Origin of the sequence: Dinoroseobacter sp. S375, from assembly GCF_049800775.1 — a bacterium.
GTDB lineage: Bacteria > Pseudomonadota > Alphaproteobacteria > Rhodobacterales > Rhodobacteraceae > Dinoroseobacter.
On the sequence record NZ_JBNAFR010000004.1, the window covers coordinates 112,973 to 138,518 of the forward strand.

At 65.8% G+C, this 25,546-nt stretch carries 26 protein-coding genes; 7 read left to right on the forward strand and 19 right to left on the reverse strand.

Annotated features, from left to right (window positions below):
• Window positions 1–67 precede the first annotated feature (67 nt).
• Window positions 68–1,078, forward strand: a complete 1,011-nt coding sequence (gene moaA / locus ACP150_RS11095; protein WP_424966695.1) for a GTP 3',8-cyclase MoaA — start codon at window positions 68–70, stop codon at window positions 1,076–1,078.
• Window positions 1,079–1,150: 72 nt separating this feature from the next.
• Here the strand turns inward: moaA and ACP150_RS11100 are convergent, their stop codons facing one another.
• The gene (locus ACP150_RS11100; protein WP_424966696.1) at window positions 1,151–1,891 is read right to left on the reverse strand and encodes a glutamine amidotransferase; all 741 of its coding nucleotides are present in this window, start codon (window positions 1,889–1,891) and stop codon (window positions 1,151–1,153) included.
• Between the two features lie 49 nt (window positions 1,892–1,940).
• Window positions 1,941–3,107, reverse strand: coding sequence for a M20 aminoacylase family protein (locus tag ACP150_RS11105; protein WP_424966697.1), 1,167 nt, complete (start codon window positions 3,105–3,107; stop codon window positions 1,941–1,943).
• 344 nt (window positions 3,108–3,451) lie between these two features.
• On the opposite strand from ACP150_RS11105, the gene ACP150_RS11110 reads away from it, so the two are divergent.
• On the forward strand, window positions 3,452–4,549 hold the full coding sequence (locus ACP150_RS11110) for a YeeE/YedE family protein (RefSeq protein ID WP_424966698.1): 1,098 nt from the start codon (window positions 3,452–3,454) through the stop codon (window positions 4,547–4,549).
• Here the strand turns inward: ACP150_RS11110 and ACP150_RS11115 are convergent.
• From ACP150_RS11115 to ACP150_RS11150, 8 genes are all read right to left on the reverse strand, one after another.
• Window positions 4,482–5,765 (reverse strand): DUF3422 family protein, encoded by a 1,284-nt coding sequence (locus tag ACP150_RS11115; RefSeq protein WP_424966699.1) that lies wholly within the window; start codon window positions 5,763–5,765, stop codon window positions 4,482–4,484. The genes ACP150_RS11110 and ACP150_RS11115 overlap by 68 nt on opposite strands.
• 132 nt (window positions 5,766–5,897) lie before the next feature.
• Window positions 5,898–7,088, reverse strand: a complete 1,191-nt coding sequence (locus tag ACP150_RS11120) for an acyl-CoA dehydrogenase family protein (RefSeq protein ID WP_424966700.1) — start codon at window positions 7,086–7,088, stop codon at window positions 5,898–5,900.
• A gap of 9 nt (window positions 7,089–7,097) precedes the next feature.
• On the reverse strand, window positions 7,098–8,273 hold the full coding sequence (locus tag ACP150_RS11125) for a CaiB/BaiF CoA transferase family protein (protein ID WP_424966701.1): 1,176 nt from the start codon (window positions 8,271–8,273) through the stop codon (window positions 7,098–7,100).
• Window positions 8,270–9,202 carry a polysaccharide deacetylase family protein gene (locus tag ACP150_RS11130; RefSeq protein WP_424966702.1) on the reverse strand — a complete coding sequence of 311 codons (933 nt, stop codon included), beginning with the start codon at window positions 9,200–9,202 and terminating at the stop codon, window positions 8,270–8,272. The genes ACP150_RS11125 and ACP150_RS11130 overlap by 4 nt, the downstream gene beginning before the upstream one ends.
• A gap of 8 nt (window positions 9,203–9,210) precedes the next feature.
• Window positions 9,211–10,314, reverse strand: coding sequence for an ABC transporter ATP-binding protein (locus ACP150_RS11135; RefSeq protein ID WP_424966703.1), 1,104 nt, complete (start codon window positions 10,312–10,314; stop codon window positions 9,211–9,213).
• 18 nt (window positions 10,315–10,332) lie between these two features.
• Entirely contained in the window at window positions 10,333–11,223 is an 891-nt protein-coding gene (locus ACP150_RS11140) for an ABC transporter permease (protein WP_424966704.1), read from the reverse strand.
• 9 nt (window positions 11,224–11,232) lie between these two features.
• Window positions 11,233–12,147 (reverse strand): ABC transporter permease, encoded by a 915-nt coding sequence (locus tag ACP150_RS11145; RefSeq protein ID WP_424966705.1) that lies wholly within the window; start codon window positions 12,145–12,147, stop codon window positions 11,233–11,235.
• A gap of 8 nt (window positions 12,148–12,155) precedes the next feature.
• On the reverse strand, window positions 12,156–13,319 hold the full coding sequence (locus tag ACP150_RS11150) for an ABC transporter substrate-binding protein (protein ID WP_424966706.1): 1,164 nt from the start codon (window positions 13,317–13,319) through the stop codon (window positions 12,156–12,158).
• A 365-nt stretch (window positions 13,320–13,684) separates the two neighbouring features.
• Here ACP150_RS11150 and ACP150_RS11155 point away from each other — a divergent pair, with 365 nt between their 5' ends.
• From ACP150_RS11155 to ACP150_RS11175, 5 genes are read left to right on the forward strand one after another with little or no spacing between them, the layout of a single operon-like run.
• Window positions 13,685–15,025, forward strand: coding sequence for an MmgE/PrpD family protein (locus ACP150_RS11155; protein ID WP_424966707.1), 1,341 nt, complete (start codon window positions 13,685–13,687; stop codon window positions 15,023–15,025).
• Window positions 15,009–15,392, forward strand: a complete 384-nt coding sequence (locus tag ACP150_RS11160; RefSeq protein ID WP_424966708.1) for a cupin domain-containing protein — start codon at window positions 15,009–15,011, stop codon at window positions 15,390–15,392. The genes ACP150_RS11155 and ACP150_RS11160 overlap by 17 nt, the downstream gene beginning before the upstream one ends.
• A gap of 24 nt (window positions 15,393–15,416) precedes the next feature.
• On the forward strand, window positions 15,417–16,202 hold the full coding sequence (locus tag ACP150_RS11165) for a short-chain dehydrogenase/reductase (protein WP_424966709.1): 786 nt from the start codon (window positions 15,417–15,419) through the stop codon (window positions 16,200–16,202).
• Window positions 16,199–16,993, forward strand: coding sequence for an enoyl-CoA hydratase (locus tag ACP150_RS11170; protein ID WP_424966710.1), 795 nt, complete (start codon window positions 16,199–16,201; stop codon window positions 16,991–16,993). Before ACP150_RS11165 ends, ACP150_RS11170 begins: the two co-directional genes overlap by 4 nt.
• Entirely contained in the window at window positions 16,990–17,832 is an 843-nt protein-coding gene (locus ACP150_RS11175; RefSeq protein WP_424966711.1) for an FAS1-like dehydratase domain-containing protein, read from the forward strand. The genes ACP150_RS11170 and ACP150_RS11175 overlap by 4 nt, the downstream gene beginning before the upstream one ends.
• Here ACP150_RS11175 and ACP150_RS11180 read toward each other — a convergent pair.
• From ACP150_RS11180 to ACP150_RS11220, 9 genes are all read right to left on the reverse strand, one after another.
• A complete protein-coding gene (locus tag ACP150_RS11180; RefSeq protein ID WP_424966712.1) occupies window positions 17,829–19,019 on the reverse strand; it encodes an amidase family protein in 1,191 nt (396 codons plus the stop codon). The two genes, ACP150_RS11175 and ACP150_RS11180, sit on opposite strands and share 4 nt — an antisense overlap.
• Window positions 19,016–19,861 carry an HpcH/HpaI aldolase/citrate lyase family protein gene (locus ACP150_RS11185; RefSeq protein ID WP_424966713.1) on the reverse strand — a complete coding sequence of 282 codons (846 nt, stop codon included), beginning with the start codon at window positions 19,859–19,861 and terminating at the stop codon, window positions 19,016–19,018. Before ACP150_RS11185 ends, ACP150_RS11180 begins: the two co-directional genes overlap by 4 nt.
• A complete protein-coding gene (locus ACP150_RS11190; protein WP_424966714.1) occupies window positions 19,854–20,537 on the reverse strand; it encodes a GntR family transcriptional regulator in 684 nt (227 codons plus the stop codon). The genes ACP150_RS11185 and ACP150_RS11190 overlap by 8 nt, the downstream gene beginning before the upstream one ends.
• 243 nt (window positions 20,538–20,780) lie before the next feature.
• The gene (locus ACP150_RS11195; protein ID WP_424966715.1) at window positions 20,781–21,464 is read right to left on the reverse strand and encodes a helix-turn-helix transcriptional regulator; all 684 of its coding nucleotides are present in this window, start codon (window positions 21,462–21,464) and stop codon (window positions 20,781–20,783) included.
• A gap of 3 nt (window positions 21,465–21,467) precedes the next feature.
• A complete protein-coding gene (locus ACP150_RS11200; RefSeq protein WP_424966716.1) occupies window positions 21,468–21,785 on the reverse strand; it encodes a hypothetical protein in 318 nt (105 codons plus the stop codon).
• An 88-nt stretch (window positions 21,786–21,873) separates the two neighbouring features.
• Window positions 21,874–22,767 (reverse strand): bifunctional methylenetetrahydrofolate dehydrogenase/methenyltetrahydrofolate cyclohydrolase FolD, encoded by an 894-nt coding sequence (gene folD, locus ACP150_RS11205; protein ID WP_424966717.1) that lies wholly within the window; start codon window positions 22,765–22,767, stop codon window positions 21,874–21,876.
• Window positions 22,764–23,333, reverse strand: a complete 570-nt coding sequence (locus tag ACP150_RS11210; protein WP_424966718.1) for a hypothetical protein — start codon at window positions 23,331–23,333, stop codon at window positions 22,764–22,766. The genes folD and ACP150_RS11210 overlap by 4 nt, the downstream gene beginning before the upstream one ends.
• A complete protein-coding gene (locus ACP150_RS11215) occupies window positions 23,330–23,629 on the reverse strand; it encodes a chorismate mutase (RefSeq protein WP_424966719.1) in 300 nt (99 codons plus the stop codon). The genes ACP150_RS11210 and ACP150_RS11215 overlap by 4 nt, the downstream gene beginning before the upstream one ends.
• A 91-nt stretch (window positions 23,630–23,720) precedes the next feature.
• Window positions 23,721–25,388 (reverse strand): formate--tetrahydrofolate ligase, encoded by a 1,668-nt coding sequence (locus tag ACP150_RS11220; protein ID WP_424966720.1) that lies wholly within the window; start codon window positions 25,386–25,388, stop codon window positions 23,721–23,723.
• Between the last annotated feature and the right edge of the window lie 158 nt (window positions 25,389–25,546).

Below are 25,546 nucleotides of genomic sequence, written 5' to 3' on the forward strand. Positions count from 1 at the left end.
GCGTGGCAGCCCTGCCCTTGCGCCTCTGCCGCGCCGCCGATACCCTCCTCCCATTGGGGGAGAAGCCATGACAGCCACGCCACTCATCGACCCGTTCCAGCGCACCATCGACTATCTGCGTGTGTCGGTCACCGACCGCTGCGATTTCCGCTGCGTCTATTGCATGTCCGAGAACATGACCTTTCTGCCGAAGAAAGAGTTGCTGACGCTGGAGGAGCTGGACCGCATGTGCTCGACCTTTGTCGGGCTCGGCGTGAAGAAGCTGCGGATCACGGGCGGCGAGCCTCTGGTGCGGCGCGATATCATGACGTTTTTCCAGCGCATGTCCCGCCATCTGGACAGCGGTGCGCTGCGCGAGCTGACGCTGACGACCAATGGCTCCCAGCTTGAGAAATATGCCGACGACCTTTATGCGGCGGGGGTCCGGCGGATCAACGTGTCGCTGGATACGCTGGATGACCAGAAGTTCGCCGACATCACCCGCTGGGGCCGCCTGCCCCAAGTGATGCGCGGGATCGATGCGGCACAGAAGGCCGGGCTGCGGATCAAGATCAATGCGGTCGCCCTGAAGGGGTTCAACGAAGATGAGCTCTTTACCATGGTCGACTGGTGCGCCGAGCGTGATATGGACCTGACCTTCATCGAGGTCATGCCCATGGGCGATATCGGCAATGAAAACCGGCTGGGCCAGTATTGGGCGCTCTCGGATCTGCGCGATAGCTTGCGCGAACGGTTCACGCTGACGGATCTGGCCGAGCGCACGGGCGGGCCCGCGCGCTATGTGCGGCTGGAGGAGACGGGCCAGAAGCTCGGCTTCATCACGCCGCTGACCCATAATTTCTGCGAAAGCTGCAACCGGGTGCGCCTGACCTGCACCGGAGAGCTCTATATGTGCCTCGGGCAGGAGGATATGGCCGATCTGCGCAAGCCTCTGCGCGATTACCCCGAGGATGACCGGGCGCTGGAGAACGCGATCCGGGCGGCGATCGCGCTCAAGCCCAAGGGCCATGATTTCGACTATTCCCGGCAGAAGCTCGACGGGCAGATGCCCCGGCATATGAGCCATACGGGCGGATAGGTCGGAGGGGGCGCTGCCCCCGCGGCCCTGCGGGGCCGCCCCCCGGAGTATTTCGCGAACAATGAGGCTGGATCAGTCCCGCGCGTAATGCCGCACGAAATTGGCGAGGATCCGGGCGCTGTCATCCACATCGGCCTTCGCGACCTCGGCGATCAGGCTGTCGGCTTCCTCGGGCGGGAAGTAGCCCTTTTCGCGATAGGCGCGGATGCGCACGGCGACGCCATCGCCATCGGCCTCGGGGTGGAACTGGGTCGCGTAGACATTGGCACCGTAGCGGATCATCTGAAACGGGCAGGCCTCGCCGGACATCAGGTGCACCGCGCCCTCGGGCAGTGCCTGCAGCGCTTCCTTGTGGCCCACAAAGGCGTCGAACCTCTCCGGCAGGTCCGCAAGCAGCGGGTCCGCGCGCCCGGCCTCGGTCTTGGTGCAGGGCACGGCGGCGACGCTTTCGCCATAGCGGCGTTTCGAGACCTCGGCGCCCAGATGCTGTCCCAGCGCACCCATGCCATAGCAGCAGCCCATGAAGGGGATGTCGCGCGCTGTCACCTCGGGCATCAGCGCGAGGATGGACGCCTCGATCCGCGCCTCGACCGGGGATTTCGTCTCGGGCGCGTCGCTGAAACAGCCCGGTCCGCCACCGACAATCACGCCGGAAAGCTGGCTGAGATCGAGCCCCTCGGGCAGGTCCTGATGATCGAGGCATACCCGGATTGCGTCGCCCTCGGCGAGCCCGGATTTCGCGAGGATCGCCGCGTATTCATCATCGGAGACGTCCCGTTCGGGACGCAGCTGCAGGATCAGGAACGGTTTCATGGGGGCGGGTTAGCGAAGGCCGCGCCGTCGCGCAAGACAGCGCGCCGTCTCAGGAGGCCAGCGGCAGGCGCTGTTCCACGATCTCGGCCCACCAGGAGCAGCCTGCGGGGATCGCCTCATCATTGAAGTCGTATTCCGGGTGGTGAACGTCGGCGGTGTCGCCATTGCCCACAAGGATATAGGCCCCGGGGCGCGCGTTGAGCAGATAGGCGAAATCCTCGCCCCCCATGACCAGGGGCGCATCGGCGCAATCCCCCGCCACCGAGCGGGCCACATCGGCAGCAAAGGCGGTCTCCGCCTCGGAATTCACCATGACCGGATAGCCCTTGTAGTAATTGACCTGCGCCGCGGCCCCCATGGCCGTGGCCACACCCGACGCGATCTCGGTCAGGCGCGTTTCGGCCAGAGCGCGGATATCCTCGTCCAGCGTGCGGATCGTGCCCTTAAGCGTCACCTCGGGCGGGATGACGTTGAAGGCCGTGCTCGCGGTCTGGAACGAGGTGACGGAGACGACGATCTGCTCCACCGGGTTAGCATTGCGGCTGGCGATGGTCTGCAGGGCGAGGACGATCTGACTGGCGATCACGGTCGGGTCGATGGTCTCGTGGGGTTTGGCCGCGTGGCCACCGCGCCCGGCCACGGTGATCTCGAACTGATCCGTGGCGGCAAAGAACGCGCCCGGGCGGATCGCGAAGGTGCCGGTGGGCACGCCGGGCCAGTTATGCATGCCGTAGACCTCTTCGATCCCGAACCGCTCCATCAAACCGTCCTCGACCATCTCGCGCCCGCCGCCGCCGCCCTCTTCGGCGGGTTGGAAGATTACCACGCAGGTGCCGTCGAAATTGCGGGTCTCGGTCAGGTAGCGCGCTGCGCCGAGCAGCATGGCCGTATGCCCGTCATGGCCGCAGGCATGCATCTTGCCCGGTGTCCGGGAGGCATAGGGCAGCCCGGTCGCCTCGGCGATGGGCAACGCATCCATATCAGCCCGCAACCCGATCACCCGGCCCGATCCCGTGCCCCGCCCCTTGATCACGCCGACCACGCCCGTGCGCCCGAGCCCCTCGACCACCTCGTCACAGCCGAAGGCGCGCAGTTTCTCCGCCACCATGGCAGCGGTCCGATGGGTGTCGAACAACAGCTCGGGGTTCTCGTGCAGATCCCGGCGCCAGGCGGTGATCTCGGGCAGCAATTCGGCAAAACGGTTCTTGATCGGCATGTCTCTCTCCCGACGGGGTCCGGCTTTGCCCTGTTAGGTGCGCCGAAAGGGGCAAGGGGTCAAGTCCGGGCTGTTTTTTCACCAAGCGCGCCCATGGCGCCACAGGAACGCACGTTTCGCGACTGAGCGCGCAGACCTGCAGAAAGGGAAGAAATGACTGCCAGACCCGATATTCGCAGAACAGAGACCCGTCTCAGACCAAAACCCACAGTTCTGGTCCAAACGGTGGGTGGATGCTGGATTTACGTTTCGCCCACGGGGCGTGCGGCCACCTCACATTCCCTTGATTTCGGCCTGCCCCCTCCCCTATTTGCGACGGGTTAACCGTGACCCCGGAGGGCGACATGTACGCTGACCTTGGATTGGACTTTCTCGATGTGCGGCTGGCCTCGGCCCTGTTTGGCCTGGCGCTTGGCGTGCTCTTCGGCGTGCTCGCGCAGCGCACGCGGTTCTGTCTGCGCCGGTCGGTGGCGGGTGCGCCCGAGGAACGGCGCAGTGCTGCCGGGGTCTGGCTGACCGCGCTGGCCGTGGCCGTTCTCGGCACCCAGACGGTGATTGCGCTTGGCTACGTGGATTTCTCGGAGCATCGCTTCTTCGTGGCGGATCTGCCGGTGTTGGCGATCGTCGCGGGCGGGCTTCTGTTCGGCGCGGGCATGGTGCTGACGCGCGGCTGTGTCTCGCGGCTGACCGTGCTGGGGGCGTCGGGCAACCTGCGCGCCCTGACAGTCCTTCTGGTCTTTGCCGTGGTGGCCCATGCGACGCTCAAGGGCGTGCTGGCGCCTCTGCGCACCTCTCTCGGGAGTGCGACCGTCAATCTGGGTGATCTAACCGGCTTTGCCGCTCTGCCCGGCGGGGCCTGGGGCTGGACGGCGGTTCTGGTGATCGTGGCCGGTGCCGTGGTCATCCGCTCGGGCAACACGCCCGGCACGCTGGCGCTCGCCGCTTTGCTCGGCGCGCTGGTGCCGCTCGGCTGGGCCGGGACGGGCTATGTGCTGTATGACGATTTCGACCCGATCGCACTCGAAAGCCTGTCTTTCACCTCCCCCGCATCCGAAAGCCTGTTCTTCGTGATCGCCTCCTCGGCCATCCCGGCGGGCTTTGGCACGGGGCTTGTGGGCGGCACGTTGCTGGGGGCGCTGGTGGCGTCCCTGATCTCGCGCGAGTTCAAATGGGCTAGCTTTGACAGCCCAACCCAAACCGGGCGGTACATGGCCGGTGCGGCGATGATGGGCGTGGGCGGCGTGCTGGCCGGGGGCTGCACCGTGGGTGCAGGTCTTGCAGGCATCCCGACGCTGAGCTTCGCGGCAACGCTGGCGCTGGTGTCGATCGCGGTGGGCGGTGCGCTGACCGGGCGGCTCTTGCCCGAGGGCGGCGCTACTTCTCCATCCCTTGGCGGATCCGGTGCACAAGCATCCAAACCCCAAGCACTACCAGCGGAGTAGCCGCAGCCGTCAGCACGGTCTTGGAGATCCCCGAGGTATAGGCCAGCGGTCCGATCAGATAGATCGCCAGGTTCACGGCATAATAGCTGATCGCGACGACCGAGAGCCCCTCGACCGTCTTCTGGAGACGTAGCTGCAGATCCGCGCGCCGGTCCATGCTTTCCAAGAGGGCCTGGTTCTGGGTCTGGCGTTCCACATCCACGCGGGTCCGGAGCAATTCCGCGGCCCGCGTTGCCCGCCCCGCCAACTGCTGTAGCCGACGTTCCGTGGCCTTGACCGTGCGCATGGCCGGGTCGAAGCGGCGCATCATGAACTCGGCGAAGGTCTGACGCCCGTCAAACCGTTCCTCGCGCAGCACCTCGATCCGCTGGTTCACCAGCGCCTCATAGGCCCCGGTCGCGCCAAAGCGGAAGGAGCTTTGCGCCATGAGGTTCTCGAGATCCGCCGACACTTCGAGCAGCGCCTTCAGCGTCTCTTCGGCCTCGGTGCCATCACCGCCCATGTCGCCGACCATGCTGGAAAGCTTGCCGTCGATCTCGCCCAGCTCCTTGCTGAGCCCGCGCACCCGGGCGAGGCCCAGCATCGAGATGGTCTTGTAGGTTTCGATCTCGGTCACGCGTTGCAGAACACGGCCCACCCGACGCTTGCCGATCCCGTCGGAAATGAACAGCGCAAAGCGCGTATGCCCCGCCGCGTCGATCCGGAAATCCCCGGCCACCACGGCGGAATCGTCCAGAACCGAGCTGACCGCCAGACTTTCGGGAACAAACCAGTCCTCAAGCTTGGTCTGGATCTCCTCAACGCTGGGACGCGCCTCGACCCGGATCAGGGACGAGACCATCCGCACGCCCGGCGCGCGCTTGAGCCAGTCCTCGGGGAAGACATCGAAGCTGTCGGGATCAAAGGGTTTCTCGGCCACGCCCTCGGCAAAGATCGTGAAAGTCACGAACTCCGTATGGCTTTCCCATTTCAGGGTGTGCTTGCCGATCTTGCCGAAGAAATGCGTGGCCCCGGGCGACGGGTGGGGCGCGCCGTAGCGATCCAGAAGTTCCAGCAGATGCGCGCGGTCCAGCCCCCGGTCGCGGGCGGCGGCCTCCTTGGGCTGCTTGATGGCCAGAAACACCGCATGGCAGGGCGCGGAAAGCTCGGGAAACGGGCGCGCATGCAGCTCGTTGGCCAGCGCATAGCGCAGCGGGTGATCTTGGATGGCGGTCATGCGGGCATTCCTTCTTTGCCCGCAAGATAGGGCCGCTGCAGCGCAGAGAAAAGGGAAAAACCCCTGCGTTGAACGGTTTAGCGGTACACCTGTGTATGCGGTGCCGCCCATCGGAAACCCGTATGTCGGGTGCTAGTAGCTGCGCGGAAGTCCCAGAACATGTTGACCCAAATAGGCAAAAATCATGTTCTTCGAGATCGGCGCCGTCTGATAGAGCCGCGCCTCGCGCCATTTCCGCTCGATCCCGTACTCTTTGGCAAAGGCAAAGCCGCCGAAGACCTGCATGCAGGTTTCCGCCGCCGCCCAGCTGGCATCCGCCGCGAGAAGCTTGGCCATATTCGCCTCTTCGGCGGCCTTCGCGCCACTGTCGAAGAGGGTCGCGGCCTTGTTCACCATCAGCTCTGCCGCCTGCGCCTGGGCATAGGCCTGGGCGATGGGAAACTGGATGCCCTGATTGGTTCCGATGGGCTTGCCGAAGACCACGCGGTCATTGGCGTATTCGGTGGCGCGGCGGATGAAATACTTGGCATCCCCGATACACTCATAGGCGATCAGGATCCGCTCGGCATTCATGCTGTCAACGATGTATTTGAACCCCCGTCCCTCCTCGCCGATCAGGGTGTCGGCGGGGATCTCCAGATTGTCGAAGAACACCTCGCAGGTGTTGTGATTGATCATCGCGTCGATCTTGCTGAGGCTCAGGCCATTGCCCAAGGCCGCGCGCATATCCACCAGAAACACCGACATCCCGTCGCTGCGCTTGGCGCATTGATCCGCAGGCGTGGTGCGCGCGAGCAGAAGCATCAGGTCGCTTTCCATCGCGCGGGAGGTCCAGACCTTCTGACCGTTGATCACGTAGGTGCCCCGGTCGGTCTTCTCGGCGCGTGTCTTGAGCTGCGTCGTGTCCGAGCCCGTCGTCGGCTCGGTCACGCCAAAGGCCTGCAAGCGCAGCTCACCGCTGGCGATCCCCGGCAGGTAGCGGGCCTTTTGCGCGTCCGAGCCATGCTTGAGCAGCGTGCCCATGGTATACATCTGCGCATGGCAGGCCGCGGCATTCGCGCCCCGCTCGTGGATCGTCTCGAGCACCGCCCCCGCCGCCGCCAGCGGCAGGCCGGACCCGCCAAAGCTTTCGGGGATCAGCGCGCCGAGAAACCCGCTCTCGGTCAGGGTGCGCACGAAGTCTTTCGGGTACGCGTCCCGCGCGTCGAGATCATTCCAATAGGCGTCCGGGAAATCCTCGCAGAGCCGGGCGACCGCTTCGCGGATATCGCCCCATTGCGGGCCCACGGGCATGGCAATGGCGTCGGTGTCGATCTGGTTCATCTCGTCCTCCTAGACGGCGTTGCAGGCGCGCAGGTCGGAAATCTCCGCCGCGCTCAGCCCGTATTCACCGAGAATTTCATCCGTATGGGCGCCCGCATCAGGTGCGCTGCTGGTCACCGCAGCCGGGGTTCGTGACAGGGTCACGGGTTGCGCCACCAGCCTGGTCTCGCCGCGCACCGGGTGATCGACCGGGGCGGCCATGCCCAGATGCTGCACCTGCGGGTCGGCAAAGACCTCGTCCATCGTATAGATCGGCCCGGCGGGCACCCCGGCCCCCTCCAACAAGTCAACCCACTCGGTCGTGGCCCTTTCCGCAAAGATCGGCTTCAGCGCCGCCCAAAGCTGCGGACGGTGGTCGAACCGCGCCTCGGATGTCGCGTAGTCTGGATGGTCCGCCCAGTCCGGGCACCCGATCGCCGTGCAAAAGGCGCGCCACTGGCTGTCGCCGCCCACCCCGAGATTGAGGTACCCATCGGCCGTGGCGATCACCCCCATGGGCGTCACATAAGGGTGGTCATTGCCCGATTGCGGCGGCACTTCGCCCTCCACCAGATAGCGGGCGGCCTGAAAATCCATCAGCGCGATCTGCGCCTCCAGCAGCGAGGTCGCCACCCATTGCCCGCGCCCCGAGCGTTCACGCTCGGCCAGCGCCACGAGGATACCGGTCGCGGCATAGATGCCGGAGGTGCTGTCGGCCACGGCGGCCCCGGCGCGCATGGGACCTTCGCCGGGCATGCCGGTGACGCCCATCATCCCGCCCATGCCCTGGGCGATCTGGTCGAACCCGGCGCGGCGCGCATAGGGTCCGTCCTGTCCAAACCCCGAGATCGAGGCGAGGATGATCCGCGGATTGATCTCCGCCAGCGCCGCATAGCCGATGCCGAGCCGGTCTTTCACATCGGGCCGGAAATTCTCGACCACCACATCCGCCGTCTCGACCATCTTGCGGAACACGGCGAGCCCCTCGGGCTTTTTCAGGTTCAGGGTCAGTGAGCGCTTGTTCCGGTGCAGGTTCAGCATGTCATAGCCGTGGCGCGCGCCGCTGATCCCGGCATTGGGATCGACCCCCTGGGGCGCTTCGATCTTGATGACATCCGCACCGAAATCCGCCAGCACCCGGCAGCAGGTCGGACCGGCGCGCACCCGGGTCAGGTCCAGCACCTTGAGATGGGACAGGGCCGTCATCGCGGGGTTCCTCCGATGAAAGGTTCCAGATCGCGCCCGCCCGTGCCATCCGCGGCGACGAACCAATCGCCCATCTCGCTGGAGGTGACGAACACCGTGTCCTCCCGCGCAGCCAGCAGATCGAGCGCCTTTTCAAAGTGATAGGCGATATGTGGCACGCCGATGATATGGGGATGCAGGGCAAGGGTCACGATGCGCGGCTGACCGGTGCGGTCCATCTCGCGCTCATAGACCGCCAGCGTTGCCTCCACCCGCTTGAGGTATTCGTCCGAACTGCCGGACTGGATCGCGTAGACCGGCACATCGTTGAGCTCGAAGGTATAGGGCAGCGCCACCATGGGCCCGGCACTGGTGCGCATCCAGCACGGCAGGTCATCCAGCGCCCAGTCATGGAGGAACTCGACCCCCTCCTCGGCGAGGATATCCGGCGTCTGATAGGTCTCGCCCAGCCCGCAACCCAGCCAGGCCCGGGCGCGTCGGCCACCAAGCTCTTCGAGCTTGGCGAGGCTCTGACGGATCACCGCGCGCTCATCCTCGACCGCCTTGAGGCTCTGCTGGAACCAGCCATGGCCCACCAGCTCCCACCCGGCGGCGATCACCGCATCGGTCAGGTCGGGATAGATCTCGCCCACCTGGGCATTGAGAAAGGCCGAGGCCGGCAGGTTCCGCTGGGCCAGCATATCCATGATCCGGGGCATGCCGCAGCGCATGCCATACTCGACCCAGGCGTAATTCGGCACATCAGGCGGCGCAGGCGTGGCCCCGTGGGGCGCCGGAATGATCCCGCGCGGCATGGGCCGGTCAAAGGGCCAATATTCGATATTCATGACAACATGCACGATCAGCGGCTTGCCCCGCAGCGGGGAAAGCGGCTTGCGCGCCGAGGCCATCTGATAGGGGATCCGGGGGTTGGACCAGTTGGGCAGCATGGGAGCGCTCAGTTCACATGCAGGCGGATCGCCTCGGGCTGCCAGTGCAGGCGCACGGGCTCGCCGGGCTCGGGCAGATCGTCGAGCTGATCCGAGATCGAACGCGAGATCATCTCGATCCCGTTCGGCAGGCGCACCAGATGCGATGTGGTCAGGCCAAGATAAACGCTCTCGTCATAGCTGCCGAGGATCGAATGCCCGTCCATGCCCGCATTGGCATCGCTGGCGCGGCTGAGCCCGACCAGCTCGGAGCGGATCGACAGATCCACGCATTGGCCGCCGCTAACCTCCTTGCCGCGCTTGGGCACCTGCAATTGCGCGCCCGCCACATCAACGGTGCAGCTGACCCCGTTCACATCGGACACATGCCCGGTCAGCAGGTTGTTTTCCCCTACAAAGCTCGCGGTGAAGCGCCGCTCGGGCGCGCGGTAAATGTCGCGCGCGCGGCCATGCTCGACCAGCTCCCCCTCGGCGACCAGCGCGATGCGGTCAGCGACGGTCATGGCCTCTTCCTGGTTGTGGGTGACGTGGATGAAGGTGATGCCCACCTTTTCCTGAAGGTGCTTGAGCTCAAGGCACATATCCTTACGCAACTGCGCGTCGAGCGCGGCCAGAGGCTCATCCAGGAGCAGGATATCCCGGTCGAGCACCATGGCGCGCGCCAGCTGCACCCGCTGCTGCTGCCCACCGCTCAGCTCATGGGGTTTGCGGTCCGCGAACCCGGTCAGCCCGACCATATCGAGCATTGCGGCCGATTTCTCGGCCACCTGCGCCTTGGGCAACCCGGCCACCGTCAACCCGTAACCCACATTGGCCAGCACGGTCATATGCGGAAACAGCGCATAGGCCTGAAACACCATGGTCGTGGACCGCTGATCCGGGGGCAGATGCCCCACATCGCGCCCATTGAGCAGGACATCGCCCGAGGTCGCCTTGTGAAAGCCCCCGATGGTCCGCAGGAGCGTGGTCTTACCCCCGCCAGACGGCCCGAGCAGCACGAAATACTCCCCGGCCTCGATGGTCAGATCCACATTCTTCAACGCCTGCACGGAGCCGTAATTCTTGCACAGGTTCCGGACTTCGACGGCGGGCGGTTTGGGCTGAGACGTCATGGTCAAGCTCCCGTGGCTTTAAGTGGACATGACCGGCGCGGCCTTGGCGCGCGCGGTACGCGATAGGCTGTCGGAGCGGATCATGGTGAAAACGATGATGGAGCCGATCACGGCGATGGCGATGAAGCTCACCATGCTCGACATGGCATAGCTTTGCGGGGACATGCCGGTGTTGAGCATCTGACTGATCAGAACGGTGGTGAAGGTGTCGAACCCGCCCTTGAGCAGGCTGGTGCGGGTGTATTCGTTGAAGCACAGGATCACCGTAAAGGAACACGCACTGAACACGCCCGCGCGGATCTGCGGAAACTCGATATCCCAAAACGCGCGCCAGCCATCGGCGCCGCAGGCCCGCGCCGCCTCGGTCTGTTCGGATCGGTAGCGCCCCATGGTGATCAGGATCACGATGAAGGAATAGGGAATCGTATAGATGATCAGTCCGATCACGGCGGTGGAAAAGCCAAGCTGGCCCCAGCCATCCATGAAGCTGACACCGATCAGATCGCCGAGCCAGACAAAGGTCAGGTTGAGGTTCTTGAAAAACACTAGCAGGGCCGAGCCGAGAATATCCGGCGGTACGAACAAAGGGGCCAGCATCAGGAACACGATGGGCAGCTTGTTGGTGCTCTGCTTGTAGAGCTTGGCCGAGATCAGCGCCATCGGCACCGCAATCAGCGTCACCACCAGGGCCAGCGACAGGGTCCAGCGCAGGGCCCCCAGCAGGAGCTGATCCTGAAAGATCAGGCCATACCACTCCCACGTAAAGACATACTCATTCGCGCCGAAGCCATTGGCATTGAACGAGATATACATGACATACATCACCGGCGCCATCAGCGTCAGAACGATCAGCAACATGTAGGCCCATTTCAGGCGATAGAGCCACGGATTGGCGAAATCATCGGTCATGGCGCGCCCTCAATTCAGCGGTGTTAGGATCTTGGTGAGGTCGAAGAGCCGGTGCCCGAGATAGAGCAGCCCCATCAGTGTCGCCATCATGATCGCGCTCACCGCCATGGCGAGCGGGAAGTCGAGCGCCGTGATCGCCTGGGTCGCGATCAGCCCGGCATTCACCGCCCCCGCCCCGCCAAGGATGTTCGGCAAGAGTGCCACGCCCAGCCCGTTGACGAAGATGAACACGCTGCCGGCAAAGATCCCCGGGGCCGCCAGCGGCAGGATGACATCGCGGAACTTGCGCCAAGTCCCGACGCCCAGATCATCGCAGATCTCGAAGATGTGCTTGGGCACGGCCTCCATCGCGAGGAAGCCCGAGAAGACGATGAAGGGCAGGAAGCTGAGGACCTCGCCAATGACGACGCCGGTATGAGTATAGAGAAGCGCCGTGATGGGCTCGTTGATGATCCCCCAATCCTGCAAGGTGGTGTTGATCAAACCGTTCCGCTGCAGCACGGGGCGCAGGGCAAAGACCCGGATGATCTCGGACACCATGAAGGGCAGGATGAACAGCAGGATCACCCGGTGCTGCGCCACCTGCGGCAGGGATTTGCGGATGAACACCGCGATCGGAAAGCCCAGCACGAAACAGATCGCCACGGCGATGGCAGAGTACTTCATCGAATCGAGGAAATTCGTCAGCCGCGCCGAGAAGAAAAAGTTCTCGTAGGAAAAGAGCGTGAAGCCCGGCTCCATCCAGAACATGGTCCGCTCGAACACCGAGAACACGACCGTCAGGGCCATGGGCAAGGCGAAAAACAGAACCATGAAGACAATGGGCAGGTAAAACACCCCGCGCGCGAGACGCTCGCGCAGCGGGGGGGATGTGGCCTTGACGGGGGCGACCCCGTCAAAGCCCTGCGGGGACATCACGCTCATGGCGCGCCTCAGGCGGCCTGAACCCGGGCCCACCAGTCCTGGTAGGCGCGAATATTGGTCGGGAAGACGTTCTGCCAAGCATTGCCCGGGTTCGCCAGACGCTCTTCCTTGCGCATCAGTCGCTCGGCCAGCACCGCCTTGGTGTCATCGTCGAAATCGCCGGGATTGGCTTCGATATACTCGCCCACACCGTTCATCTGCGGCGTGAAGCCGAGCCCGGCCAAGGTGCGCGATCCGAACCACGGGTCGAGATAGAGGTTCGCAAGCTTGTAGAACGCATCCTCCATGCCGCGATCCTGACCGCCCTTGGTCAGCATCACCACGTTGTTCCAGGACTGGTGCCCCTCTTTCATGGAGCCATAGCGGATGTCATCGCCATTCTTGCGCGCGGCGAAGATCTGGATGACCTCCCAGCAGGAGGAGACCAGCACTTCTTCGGAACTCAGCAGGTCCGAGCCGTTCTGAACCCCGTCCCAGAAGGTGCGGAAATGGCCCTTCTTCTTGAGGTCGATCAGGAACTCGGCGACCTGACGCACCTCGTCCTCGGACATGTCCGACGGGTTGTCGATGCTGCCCTTGCCGGATTGCTTGAGGTAGATCGCCGTGTTGGTCAGGGTCGGGCCATAGTCGTTCTGCATGGCCGCGCGGCCGCGGAACTGGCTGTCAAACAGCGCCTCCCACGAGGTCAGCTCTTCGCCGATCACACCATGGTTGAACGCGAGGCTGTCGGCGTTCGAAATGTAGGGCACCGCCACGACCTTGCCGTCATGGCGGATCGTCGAGGCGTTGTCGCCGCCGTCCTGATAGGTAGCGAGCATGTTGGACCAGTTCGGGATGCGGCTCGGGTCGAGCTCGACAATCGCGCCCTGGGAGGCTAGCGCATCTTCCATGCCGCCGCCATTGTCGGTCATCGCATCATAAAGCGCATTGCCATCGCCCACGACCATCTTCTGGATGGCTTCATCGGCCCGGGCGCTCTTGGCGATATTGGCAATCGCGATCCCCGATTGCGATTCCATGGCCGTCCAGTCGCTTCCGCCCACCTTGGCGATACCCGGCGCCCAAAGCTTCAGGGCCTCCATGGCCGTGGCGCGCGTGCCCATGGCCGAGGCGGCAGCCCCCGCCCCCATCAGTGCCATCATCTGGCGGCGATTGAATTCCGTCTGTCGCATTGCAGAACACTCTCCTGTTGAAGCCACATCGCGGCGGCGTCGTTTTTTTTCGTGAAAATTCTGCGTGACCCCGGTGCGCCCGCGCGCACGTCTCCTCACATCCCATTCCCACCTGACACGAGGTAGATTTGCATTCCAAAAAGAAAAGGTGATTTTCGTCGACAAAATCGAGATTCCCGAGGTTCGAGCGGACTGACTGACGCACGGTACGGCTAGACCATTGTTTTTAATACCATTAAACACACAGCTCTTAGACAAAAGTCCGCTCCGGCCATGAAATTCTCAGAGTATTCGCGCTTTTCCGGTCGTCTTTGCGCGCCAAAAACCGATATAAATGTATACGAAACGACCGGAGGAGAGCGGGTTTGACCCTCGCAGAGCAGCTTGTAGAGATCGCGCAACGCCCCAAATCCGAGGCGGATCTGGCGCGCGCGGCGCTGCATCTGCTGGATTGGCTAGGCTGTATCGCCGCCGCACAGGGCAGTCCGGCGGGGCAATCTGCGCTGCGATTTGCAGGCTTGTCGCAGCTTGCAGAGGGCGTTTCACCCGATGCACGCGCCGAAGAAACTGCCTTTGTCATGGGCGCTCTGGGCAATGTGCTGGAGATGGATGATCTGCATCGCGCATCGCTCCTGCATGTGGGCGATGTTGTCTGTGCCGCCACGCTGGCGGCCGCGCTGGCGCGGGGCGTCTCGGGCCCTGCACTGCTCTCGGCGCTGGTCTCGGGCTATGAGGTTGCGATCCGGATCGGCTCTGCTGCGGCGGCGCAGGGCTATGCGCCCTGGTACAACTCGGCCACATGCGGCGTGTTCGGCGCGGCCATGGCCAGTGCCGAGATCGCGGGGCTCGCCCACCCGGCCGACGCACTCGCCCAAGCCGGGATGGGCGCCAGCGGGATCTGGCAATGCCGGCTGGATCCCGGCACCGGCAAGCAGCTCGCCACGGCTCAGGCCGCCCGCAGCGGCCTCGTCGCAGCCCAGCTCGTGGAGGCCGGGTTCACCGGCCCAAACCGCATTCTCGAGGGGGAGCTTGGGTTCTTCGCGACCTATTACCCGGACGCAGATCCCCACGTGGTGACCGCGCAACCTGACGCGGATTTCGCGATCCATGAGGTGAGTTTCAAGCCCTATCCCGCCTGCCGCCACACCCATGCGGCCATCGCCGCCGCACTGGATCTCGCCGGACCGCCGCCCGCGCGGGTTGAGGTCGCGACCTATGGCGCGGCCCTGACCTTTTGCGACAACCCGGCCCCCGAGACCGCCCATGAGGCGCGGTTCAGCCTGCAGCATTGTCTGGCCGTCGCCCTGACCCGCGGCGCGCCCGGGCTTGCGGATTTCGAGGCAGCGGCCCGTGCCGATCCGGTCCTCGCCGATCTGCGCGCGCGGATCACCTTGTGCGAAGACGCGGGCATGACCGCAGCCTTTCCCCGCCAGATGGGCGCCCGGCTGACCCTCTGGTCCCCCGATGGCGCCGCGCGCAGTCGCAGCCGGGCCACCGCGCCGGGCGACCCGGAAGATCCGTTGTCCACTGCGGCGATCAATGCCAAGGCCCATCGCAACCTCTGCCATGGCGGCGCGTCGCCCGAAGCGGCGACGGGTCTGATCGAGGCCTGTCACGCGCTGCCCGAGGCGCGCGACCTGACACCCCTGCGCCGGGCGCTGACCCGCGCCCTCACCCACGGAGCTGCCGATGCCCCCCTTTGCTGACATGAAACCCGCCCTTCCCTTTGACGGCGTCGACCTCACCACCGGCTGGACCCAGGTGCCTGGCGGGGCCCCCGGTGTGTGCCAGAAACTTCTGTCCGGCGCGCTGGACGAAGAGGCCAAAATCGGCGTGCGCACCCGCCTGATCCGGTTCGAGCCGGGGACGGTCGCGCCCATGGAGTTCGTCCATGACTATTGGGAGGAGGTCTATCTTCTCTCCGGCACCCTGATCTCGGGCTGCGATCCCAGCGGCGCGGGCGGCAGCGCGCAAGCCGCGCCCGCCTATGCCTGCCGCCCGCCCGGCACCGTCCATGGCCCCTTCGCCGCGCCCGAGGGCTGTGTGTTTTTCGAAATACAATACTATGTCTGAGCACAGACCAGAGGATCCCCGCAGATGGACATGAAACTGAACGGAAAAACGGCGCTGGTCACGGGCGGCTCCAAGGGGATCGGCCTTGCGATCGGAACGGCGCTCGCCGCCCAGGGGGTCGCGGTCACGCTCGTGGCGCGGGACGAAGCCGCCCTGACCGAGGCCCAAAGCGCCGTGGCCGAAGCCACCGGGGCACGCCCTGCGGTGATCGCGGCCGATCTCGGCTCCGATGCCGGGCGCGCCGCCCTGTGCGACCAGATCGAGACACCCGATATCCTCGTGAACAATGCCGGGGCGATCAAGGCCGGGGGCCTGCGCGACCTGAGCATGGAGGACTGGCGCAGCGGCTGGGAGCTCAAGGTCTTCGGCTATATCCATCTCTGCCAGAGGCTCTACCTCGAGATGGCCGCGCGCGGCAGCGGTGTGATCCTCAACATTATCGGCATGGGCGGACGCGCGGTCCGGCCCGCCTATATCTGCGGCGCGGCGGGGAATGCGGCCCTGATCGGCTTCACTCAGGCGCTGGGGGCCGAAGCCCAGAGCGCGGGCGTGCGCGTGCTCGGCATCAACCCCTCACCCACTTTGACCGACCGCATGACCACCTTCTTCAAGGGCAAGGCGCAGGCGGAATTCGGCGATGAAAGCCGCTGGCAGGAGCTGATCGCACCGGATGCCTTCCCGTTCGGCCGCCCGGCCGCGCCGGAGGAAGTGGCCGATCTCGCGGTCATGATGGCCTCGCCCCGCATTGCCTATCTCAACGGCACCGTGGTCGACATGGATGGCGGCGGCCAGTGGAGCGGCAGGTCATGACCGAGACCCCGCTTGCGGACGGCCAGCTTGTCCTGAGCCAGGATGACGGGATCGCCAGGATCCGGTTCAACAACCCCGCGCGGCGCAACGCGATGACGCTAGCCATGTGGCAGGCGCTCGGCGATGTGGCGCGCGATCTGCCCGCGCACACGCGGGTCGTGGTGCTGACTGGAACGGGCGACAAAGCCTTCGTCTCGGGCGCGGATATCTCGGAGTTTCCGACCCTCCGCCGCACGCCGAAGCAGGTCGCAGCCTACAACGCCACGGTGCACAGGGCGCTGAGCGCGGTGGCGGATCTGCCCATGCCGGTGATCGCGCAGATCCGTGGCTATTGCATCGGGGGCGGGCTGGAAATCGCGACGCGCTGCGATCTGCGCCTCGCCTCAGACGACGCGCGGTTTGCCTTCACCCCGGCCAAGCTGGGCCTTGCGGTGGCGGCGGATGAGGTCAACGCGCTGGCGCGCCTGATTGGCCCTGCGGCCACGGCAGACTTGCTCTTTACCGCGCGGCAGGTTCCGGCGGAGGAGGCCCTGCGCTGGGGCCTGATCGCGCGGCTGGTCCCCGGCGCGTCGCTGGAGGCAGCCACCGACGAGCTCGCCACCCAGATCGCCCGCAATGCCCCCCTCACCCTGCGCGCGGTGAAGGCCGCGCTGAGGGCGGGTCCCGACCCGGACATGGCGACCCGCGCCGCTGTGGAGGCCCAGGTCGCCGCCTGCTTTGCCAGCGCAGATTACGCCGAAGGTCAGGCCGCCTTTGCCGAAAAGCGCGCACCGGTGTTTACAGGGACATGACGATGACCGCCCTTCACCCCGCCATTGGCCGCAGCGAGACCGTGACCGACACGCTCGACCTGCGACAGGCCCGGCACATGCAGCTCACGCTGGATCAGGACCCGACCCTCGGCCCCGGTGACCCGCTGCCGCCCTTCTGGCACTACCTCTATTTCAACCCGCAGATCAAAGCCTCGGACCTCGCGCCCGACGGGCATGAGCGTCTGGGCCGCTTCCTGCCCGATCTCGGCCTGCCCCGGCGCATGTGGGCCGGGGGCAGCGTGACGCTCCACGCGCCGCTCCCCCTCGGGGCGGAGGTCACCAAGACCACCACGATCCGCGACGTGAGCCGCAAGAACGGTCGATCGGGCGCGCTCGGCTTTGTCACCGTGGCCCATGACTTTTCCCATGGCGGACAGCATTGCCTGACCGAGGTGCAGAACATCGTCTACCGCGCGCCCCCAGCCCCGGGGAGCACCCCGTCCGCGCCGCCGCCCGCCCCCGATGGCGCGACGTTCTCGCGCAAGATCACGCCCGACCCGGTGCTGCTCTTTCGATACTCGGCGCTGATCTTCTACGGGCACCGGATCCATTACGACGCGGAGTATACGCGCGAGGTTGAGGGGTATCCCGGTCTGATCGTGCACGGGCCGCTGACGGCCACACTCCTGATCGCCTTCGGGATGGAACAGGCCGGCGGGCGCGTCCTGCGCCGATACGAGATCCGCGCCATGAGCCCCCTCTTTGCCCCCGCGCCCTTCTGGCTCGAAGGCCGGGCCGAGGGGGAGACCCTGTCGCTCTGGGCCCGGACCGGGGCCGGGGGCTGTGCGATGAAGGTGACCCTGTTTCTGGGCGACTAGGGGCTCGTCTCGGGGGCCATCAGCGCGTCCATCAGGTCCCGCGCCAGAGCGAGCAACGCGGTCTCTGTCCCCGCAGCCCCCGTCAGCATCACCGAGCTGAGCCGATCATCGGGCAACGGCACCGACAAAGACGCCCCCCCGGCGATATTGGCCAGCGCGGTGAAGCTCGCCTGATCCCGGGGCGGGCGCGTGCCATGGGGGAAAGATCCCGAAGGCGTGGTCGGCGTCAGCAGGACAAGCCCCGCATCGAAACACGCCCCCAAGCCATCCCTCAGGTCCGTCAGATGTCGCGCGCCCGCGGCCCTTTGATCCGGCGGGAGCTGTGCGCCGAAATCGAGACTGCGCCGCACGGATTGGCTTAGCCCCGGCTCTGCCGCCAAGGTCTCGGATGCCCGGGCGCAGAGCTCGGAAAACGCGGCCCGACGGGTCTCTTCCGGCTGCCAGCCGCGCACCAGACCTGCGTGCGCGCGCAGACCGAGACGGTCGGCCGCCGCCGCGACCCGGGTCACTGCCGACAGCGCCCCGGGCGCGCAGGGGATCCCGGCCAGCTGATCCGGGATCATCACCCGCAATCCCCCCTTTGCCGGGGTCTGGTCGAACAGGGCATAGAGCGCCGAGACCTCCGGCAGCGTTGCCCCCAGAAGGCCGAGCGCATCGAAACCCGGCGCCAGCGGAAGAACACCGTCCAGCGGCATGGCCCCCGGCGCGGGCTTCAGCCCAACGATGCCGCAATAGGCGGCCGGGATCCGCACAGATCCCAGCGTATCACTGCCCAAGGCCAGGCGGAGCGCACCGCTCGCCACTGCCGCCGCAGAACCACCGGAGCTGCCCCCCGCGCTTTGGCCCGGTTGCGCGGGGTTCTCGACCCGGCCGAAATAGGGGTTGTCACTGGCCGCCCCAAGGGCCGCCTCGTCCATGATCAGCCGCGACAGGATCTGCGCCCCGGCGGCCCGCAACTGTGCCACGACCGGCGCGTCCTGCGGCGCGAGGCGATCCCTGCGGGCGGCAATTCCGGCCGTCCAGGCCTGCCCCGCCACGGCGATGTTCGATTTGACTCCGATAATCTGGCCCGCCAGGAGGCCCGCCCCGCCCGCCTGCTCCCGGTCGCGCGGCAGCGACCGCGCCCCGGCCTCGAGAAAGCGGTACGTCGCATCCGCGCGGGCGATCTGGTCCCACGAATCCGTCACAGCACGCCCGCAGCCGCGGCCACCTCCAGCCGGGCCTGCATGGCGCGGATCACCGGCGCTTCGATCAGCCGTCCATCGATCACCACAAGGCCCGAAGGCGCCGCCGCATGGGCGGCCATCACCGCGCGCGCCTCGGCGATCTCGGCGGCACTGGGCGTGAAGGCCGATTGAATGGGCGCGACATTCGACGGATGGATCGCGGCCTTGCCCGTGAACCCGAGGTCTCGGGCCGTTCGGGCGCGCGCGGCCACATGATCGAGATCGCGAAAGGCCAGTTCCGGCACGTCGAGCACCTGCAGCCCCGCCCCCTTGCCCGCATGGACCACCCGGGCGCGCGCATAGGCCAGCGGCGCTTCGCCGGAACCCAGCCCCAGATCCGCCGCAAGATCTACCGCGCCGAAGAGCAGCATCTCAAGCCGGGGCGTGGCGCGGGCAATGGCGAAAACCTCTTCGAGCCCTGCCGCGCTTTCGATCAGCGCGCCAAGCGCCATCCGTGCGCCGGCCTCGCCTAGCACGGCATCGGCCTGCGCAATCTCGGCCGCAGATTCCACCTTGGGCAACAAAAGCATCCCCCCTTGGGGCGCGGCCCGGGCCAGCGCCACAAGATCCTCCAGCCCCGCGCGGGTGCGCAAACCGTTGATCCGTAGCGCCTTGCGCGGATCGCCATCGAGAAACCCGATCGCATCGGGGCGCGCCGCAGCCTTCTGATCCGGGGGCACGGCATCCTCAAGATCGAGGCAGAGGCAATCGACACCGCTGGCCAGCCCCTTGGGCACCGCAGAGATCCGGGTGGCCGGGGTGAAGAGCAAGGCGCGCCGGACAGGCCGCGCCGGATCACTCATCGGCTTTGCGCCCCAAGGCCTTGGTCATCTCGAACACCTTCGACGCCCCGGCCAGCAGATGGGTCGCCATCAGGCTCTCGGCCCATTCCGGGGCGCGCGCCTCGATGGCATCGATCAGCTCCGCATGGTGATGCAGGCTGCGGATGAGGTCCGCGTCCGAATAGATCCGGTAGGTCCGGGTCACCATGCCCACATCGAAGGCCATGGTCATCAACGCCGTCAGCCGGGGCGAGCGCGCGGCCATGACGATCCGCCTGTGGAAGCGTTCATTCGCCTCGGTCAGGATATGGTAATCCTCATCCGTGCGCGGCGGCGTATGCGCGCGCATATCCGTCAGGATCTCCTTGAGGGCGGCGATATCCTCGTCGCTGGCATGGCGCGCGGCCCGCTGGGCGGAATAGGTCTCCAGCAGTTTGCGGATCTGAAAGATCTGTTCGATCTCGTCCTCGGGGAATTTCGCGACCCGCGTGGTGTAGCCCGATTGCCGCTCGACGAAGCCCTCGAGGATGAGACGCCCGATCGCCTCACGCACGGGCGTGCGGCTGAGGCCGAGATCCTCGCTCAGGCGCTTTTCCGTCAGACGCTCGCCCTCCTGCAACAGCCCGGACACGATATTCGCGCGGATCGTGCGATAGGCGTGTTCGGCGGCATTGATCCGCGGCGAGGCGTCGTTCATGGCGGTGTCCTGAATGGTCGGGCGTTACGCTGTATCTATGTTTTTTGTATACCAAATCCAGCAATCCGGCGACGGTTTTGTGATGGAGAAGCTGGATGGAGCCGCGCAGGTACACCCCCGGCACGGCGGAAAACGCCATGGCCACGCGGGGCGTCACAGCGGGATCGCGAGCGGAGGCGATATGCGCCACCCACCACGCAGCTGAGTGCAGAGCGCAGCAGGGCCTTGTTTTCAGGGAAAACCCTAAGGGGACTCTTCGGGATGCCTCGCGAGGTAATCGGCAAGGCTTTGCCCGGCCACGACCTCAAAGTGCTGGCCCGTGCCCCGGCAGGCCACAATCCGGTCGGTGCGAAAGACGCGAAATCCGGTGCGCAGCGTGCACCATGCGGTCAGGGTCCAGACCGCGCCCCAGTATTCCATCTGCAAGGGCTGGACCTCGCGCGTGGTGACGCTGCCCTCCAGCGCATGATAGGTGATCTCGACCAGCTCGCGCCCCCGGATCGCCCGCCGCAACAGCGGCATATGGGCAAAGCCCGCCCGCGCGCGGGAGAAGGGATAGACCCCGTGGCCCCAACGTGGCGGCGCCTCCCGCGCGATGGGGGCGGCCTGCGCGACCTTGCGCGCAAGGCTCTGGGCGGCCTCCTGCAGTTCGGGATCCGCGCCCTCGGCGACGATCGCCATCCCCAGATGCTGCGCTTCGAGCTCGGTCAGGGACAGGTTCAGGGCCGAGAACAGCACCGGCTCGCGCAGCATGTAGCCCAGCCCCCGCGCCCCTTCGACCGGGATCCCCGTGGCGATCAGGGTCTCCAGATCGCGGTAGATGGTGCGCAGCGACACCTCCAACCTCTCGGCCATGTCCTGCGCCCGGTGCAGCCGCCCGTCGCGCAGGATCTCGATGATTTCGGCCAGACGTTCGCTGCGCCGCATGGGCTAGTTCACCGAGATGGCGAGCGTGCTGTGAAAGAGCTGAACACTGGGCCCGTCAATCGCCTTCATGAACTCCGCAAGGGATGGGTCCTTGCCGATCTCCGCCGCGGCGGCCTGCGCCTCGGCGAGGCCGGCCCATTCAATATGCTCGATCCAGGTGCCATCCTCGGTATGGGACAGGCGCCGGGCGATGAAGCCCGGGCGCTGCTGGACAAAGCGGGTCACACCTGCGGAGGCGTCGCGAAACGCCTGCGGATCGGCGCCGGGCACGAGCTTGAAGAGCACGGTTTCAACGGTGCGGGAGGTCGGGGTGTCCGTCATGGGTCATCTTTCCTGTTACGACATGGAGCCTGGTCGTAACACCGCCCTCCTGACAAAGACTGTCGGGAGAGACGCCGGCCCGGACGGATCAGGCCGTGAGCCCCTCGGGCTCCGGCAGGCCATGGGCCCGGCAACAGGCGGTCAGGGTGTTGGCCAGAAGACATGCGATGGTCATCGGCCCGACCCCGCCGGGCACGGGCGTGATGGCGCCAGCCACCTTGGCGCAACTGTCGAAATCGCAATCGCCCACCAGCCGCGTGCCGCCCTCGGGTTTCTCGATGCGGTTGATGCCCACATCGATCACCGTGGCACCGGGCTTGATCCAGTCTCCGGGCACCATCTGCGGGCGGCCCACGGCGGCGACGACGATATCCGCGCCGCGCACGACCTCCGGCAGGTCCTTGGTGCGGGAATGGGCGATGGTGACGGTGCAGCTATCCCCGAGCAGCAGCTGCGCCATGGGCTTACCGACGATGTTCGACCGCCCGAGCACAACGGCGTTCAGCCCGGAGAGGCTGCCATGGTGGTCGCGCAGCATCATCAGACAGCCGAGCGGCGTGCAGGGCACCATGGATTTCTGCCCGGTCCCCAGAAGGCCCACATTCGAGATATGGAAGCCGTCCACGTCCTTGGCGGGATCGATGGCATTGATGACCTTATCCGCATTCACATGGTCGGGCAGCGGCAGCTGCACGAGGATCCCATGGATCGCGGGGTCCTGGTTCATCGTCTCGACCAGGGCGAGCAAATCGGCTTCGGGCGTGTCCGCGTCGAGCTTGTGCTCGACGCTATGCATGCCAACCTCGACCGTCTGCTTGCCCTTGGAGCGGACATAGACCTGGCTCGCAGGATCCTCGCCAACCAGCACCACGGCCAGTCCCGGGGTCAGGTCATGGGTCTCCCTCAGGTGCGAGACATGGGTGGCAACTTTGGCACGAACAGTGGCGGCAAAGGCTTTGCCGTCGATACGGGTGGCGGTCATGGTTGTCTTTCCGTTTCGATCTGGGTCAGGGCATCGAGCCCCGCGGTCACGCCCCGCAGGGGAATGATCACCGTGGCATCGCCCGAGCCCTCGGGGCGATAGGTAATGACGAGCTCCCCCCCTGCCCGCATGGCCGACAGCAAGCGGTCGGTCAGGTCGGGATTGGTGAGCGTCACGGTTTCAAGGATATTCGGAAAATCGCGCTCGCCGGGGATAAAATCCTGCCGGGTTGCGACGATCAGCAAGGTCTCGTCGAAGAAAAAGCGCAATTCGCTCAGGGTCTCGGAGGGCATGCCGCGATCCATGACCTCCATTGTCCAGCCACCGGGCGCGAGATGCAGCGAGACACGGCTGTCAAAGGCCGGCCCCCGGGAGTCCTGGTTCGACCGCACAAGCCGGCACGGCCCCGCGCCACTATCCGCGCAGACCGCGAGCCAGTCCTGCACATAGGCCCGGCGTTCGCCGAACGGATGCTGAAACCAGTCGAGATCGGCCAGCGCCGGGGCAAACGGCACCACCGCGAGCCCCGTCGCGAGTGCGAGGGTCAGGGCCCGCGCCCGGCTCATGGGCGCGCCTCGGCTCCGCGCAGGGTCTCGGCATCGCCGAGCACGACCTCCTCGCGGGCAATGGACCACTCGATAAGCTGATGCCAGAGACCCGCCGCCAGCTCCGGGTCGAGATCGCGGGACGCGGCCAGCGCGCGCACATTGTCGAGCACCTCGGCCACCCGATCCTTGGTGCGGGCGGGCAGGTTCTCGCGCTGCTTGAGGGTGATCGCCCGGTCGATATAGCCCGCGCGCCGGGCCAGCAGGGTGACCAGTTCGGTATCCAGCGCGTCAATCTCGACGCGAAGCTCCTGCATGCTCTGACACTCTTGGGGCGCGCGCATCATCTCTTCCTTTCCCGGGCTGTTGCCCCGCCTGCCTAGCGCGGCGGCGGGGCTGCGGCCAGTCCTAGAACAGGCCTTCGACCTCCCCTGCGTCATTCAGCCGGATATGCTCGGCCGAGGGGACGCGCGGCAGACCGGGCATGGTCATGATCTCGCCGCAGACCACGACGATGAAGCCCGCCCCCGCCGACAACCGCACTTCGCGCACCGGGATCGAATGGCCCACGGGTGCGCCGCGCTCGTTCGGATCGGTCGAGAAGGAATACTGGGTCTTGGCCATGCAGACCGGCAGATGGCCATAGCCCTGCTCTTCCCAGAGCTTGAGCTGATCGACGATCTTCTTGTCGGCGATGACCTTGTCGGCCCGGTAGATCCGCTTGGAGATGGTCTCGATCTTCTCCAGCAGCGGCATCTCATCCCGGTAGATCGGCGAGAATTGCGAGCTGCCGCTCTCGGCGATTTCGGCCACGCGGGTGGCCAGCTCGGCGGAGCCTTCGGAGCCCAGCTCCCAGTGGCGCGACAGGATCGCCTCGGCGCCCTGCCCGGCCACGTAATCCTTGACCGCCTGGATCTCGGCCTCGGTATCGGTGACGAAATGGTTGATCGCCACGACCACAGGCACGCCAAAGCTCTTGAGGTTGCCGATATGGCGTCCGAGGTTCGCGCAGCCCGCCTCGACCGCCGCGACATTCTCGGCCCCAAGATCGGCCTTGGCCACACCGCCATTCATCTTCATGGCGCGCACGGTCGCCACCAGCACCACGCAATCGGGGGCAAGGCCCGCCTTGCGGCACTTGATGTTCATGAACTTCTCGGCGCCCAAATCCGCGCCGAAGCCCGCCTCGGTCACCACGTAATCGGCGACCTTGAGCGCGGTGGTGGTCGCAATCACCGAGTTGCAGCCATGGGCAATATTCGCGAAGGGCCCGCCATGGACGAAGGCCGGGTTGTTCTCGAGCGTCTGCACGAGGTTCGGCTGCATCGCGTCCTTCAAGAGGACCGTCATCGCGCCCTCGGCCTTGATATCGCGGCAGAAGACCGGCGAGCGGTCGCGGCGATAGGCGACGATCATATCGCCCAGACGCTTCTCAAGATCCTGCAGATCCTTGGCGAGACACAGGATCGCCATGACCTCGGAGGCCACGGTGATGTCAAACCCGGCTTCACGCGGGAAGCCATTGGCCACCCCGCCAAGCGAGGCCGTGATCTGGCGCAGGGCGCGGTCATTCATGTCGACGACGCGGCGCCAGGTGACGCGGCGGATGTCGATCTCCAGCGCGTTGCCCCAATAGATGTGGTTGTCGATCATCGCCGAGAGCAGCGAGTGCGCCGAGGTGATCGCATGGAAGTCGCCGGTGAAATGGAGGTTCATGTCCTCCATCGGCACAACCTGCGCGTAGCCACCTCCGGCGGCGCCACCCTTCATCCCGAAATTCGGCCCGAGGGAGGCTTCTCGGATACAGACGCAAGCCTTCTTGCCGATCCGGTTCAGACCGTCGCCAAGGCCCACGGTGGTGGTGGTCTTGCCCTCACCCGCCGGGGTCGGGTTGATCGCGGTCACGAGGATCAGCTTGCCATCGGGGCGGTCCTGCACCGAGTTGATAAAGCTCTGGCTGACCTTGGCCTTGTCATGGCCATAGGGCAGCAGGTCATCGCTGCTGATGCCAAGCGTGGCGCCGATCTCCTGGATCGGCTTCTTGGTGGCGGCGCGGGCGATCTCGATGTCGGACATGGTCGGCGGTCTTTCTCAACAAAAGGTCTCTGTCCTGAATGCACCTTGGATACGCTTCCCGCAATGTTCTCAGGCCGACATTTTCTCTCTCTTCTACGGCGGAAACGGACCGCTTGCGCACCTGCGTTTCCGATCCGCGTCAGCGCGACCTGTTGGGT

Bases quoted from the DNA above. Each gene is read 5' to 3' on its own strand.
- moaA (WP_424966695.1), top strand. From the start codon at position 68: ATGACAGCCACGCCACTCATCGACCCGTTCCAGCGCACCATCGACTAT.
- ACP150_RS11100 (WP_424966696.1), bottom strand. From the start codon at position 1,891: ATGAAACCGTTCCTGATCCTGCAGCTGCGTCCCGAACGGGACGTCTCC.
- ACP150_RS11105 (WP_424966697.1), bottom strand. From the start codon at position 3,107: ATGCCGATCAAGAACCGTTTTGCCGAATTGCTGCCCGAGATCACCGCC.
- ACP150_RS11110 (WP_424966698.1), top strand. From the start codon at position 3,452: ATGTACGCTGACCTTGGATTGGACTTTCTCGATGTGCGGCTGGCCTCG.
- ACP150_RS11115 (WP_424966699.1), bottom strand. From the start codon at position 5,765: ATGACCGCCATCCAAGATCACCCGCTGCGCTATGCGCTGGCCAACGAG.
- ACP150_RS11120 (WP_424966700.1), bottom strand. From the start codon at position 7,088: ATGAACCAGATCGACACCGACGCCATTGCCATGCCCGTGGGCCCGCAA.
- ACP150_RS11125 (WP_424966701.1), bottom strand. From the start codon at position 8,273: ATGACGGCCCTGTCCCATCTCAAGGTGCTGGACCTGACCCGGGTGCGC.
- ACP150_RS11130 (WP_424966702.1), bottom strand. From the start codon at position 9,202: ATGCTGCCCAACTGGTCCAACCCCCGGATCCCCTATCAGATGGCCTCG.
- ACP150_RS11135 (WP_424966703.1), bottom strand. From the start codon at position 10,314: ATGACGTCTCAGCCCAAACCGCCCGCCGTCGAAGTCCGGAACCTGTGC.
- ACP150_RS11140 (WP_424966704.1), bottom strand. From the start codon at position 11,223: ATGACCGATGATTTCGCCAATCCGTGGCTCTATCGCCTGAAATGGGCC.
- ACP150_RS11145 (WP_424966705.1), bottom strand. From the start codon at position 12,147: ATGAGCGTGATGTCCCCGCAGGGCTTTGACGGGGTCGCCCCCGTCAAG.
- ACP150_RS11150 (WP_424966706.1), bottom strand. From the start codon at position 13,319: ATGCGACAGACGGAATTCAATCGCCGCCAGATGATGGCACTGATGGGG.
- ACP150_RS11160 (WP_424966708.1), top strand. From the start codon at position 15,009: ATGCCCCCCTTTGCTGACATGAAACCCGCCCTTCCCTTTGACGGCGTC.
- ACP150_RS11165 (WP_424966709.1), top strand. From the start codon at position 15,417: ATGGACATGAAACTGAACGGAAAAACGGCGCTGGTCACGGGCGGCTCC.
- ACP150_RS11170 (WP_424966710.1), top strand. From the start codon at position 16,199: ATGACCGAGACCCCGCTTGCGGACGGCCAGCTTGTCCTGAGCCAGGAT.
- ACP150_RS11175 (WP_424966711.1), top strand. From the start codon at position 16,990: ATGACGATGACCGCCCTTCACCCCGCCATTGGCCGCAGCGAGACCGTG.
- ACP150_RS11185 (WP_424966713.1), bottom strand. From the start codon at position 19,861: ATGAGTGATCCGGCGCGGCCTGTCCGGCGCGCCTTGCTCTTCACCCCG.
- ACP150_RS11190 (WP_424966714.1), bottom strand. From the start codon at position 20,537: ATGAACGACGCCTCGCCGCGGATCAATGCCGCCGAACACGCCTATCGC.
- ACP150_RS11195 (WP_424966715.1), bottom strand. From the start codon at position 21,464: ATGCGGCGCAGCGAACGTCTGGCCGAAATCATCGAGATCCTGCGCGAC.
- ACP150_RS11200 (WP_424966716.1), bottom strand. From the start codon at position 21,785: ATGACGGACACCCCGACCTCCCGCACCGTTGAAACCGTGCTCTTCAAG.
- folD (WP_424966717.1), bottom strand. From the start codon at position 22,767: ATGACCGCCACCCGTATCGACGGCAAAGCCTTTGCCGCCACTGTTCGT.
- ACP150_RS11210 (WP_424966718.1), bottom strand. From the start codon at position 23,333: ATGAGCCGGGCGCGGGCCCTGACCCTCGCACTCGCGACGGGGCTCGCG.
- ACP150_RS11215 (WP_424966719.1), bottom strand. From the start codon at position 23,629: ATGCAGGAGCTTCGCGTCGAGATTGACGCGCTGGATACCGAACTGGTC.
- ACP150_RS11220 (WP_424966720.1), bottom strand. From the start codon at position 25,388: ATGTCCGACATCGAGATCGCCCGCGCCGCCACCAAGAAGCCGATCCAG.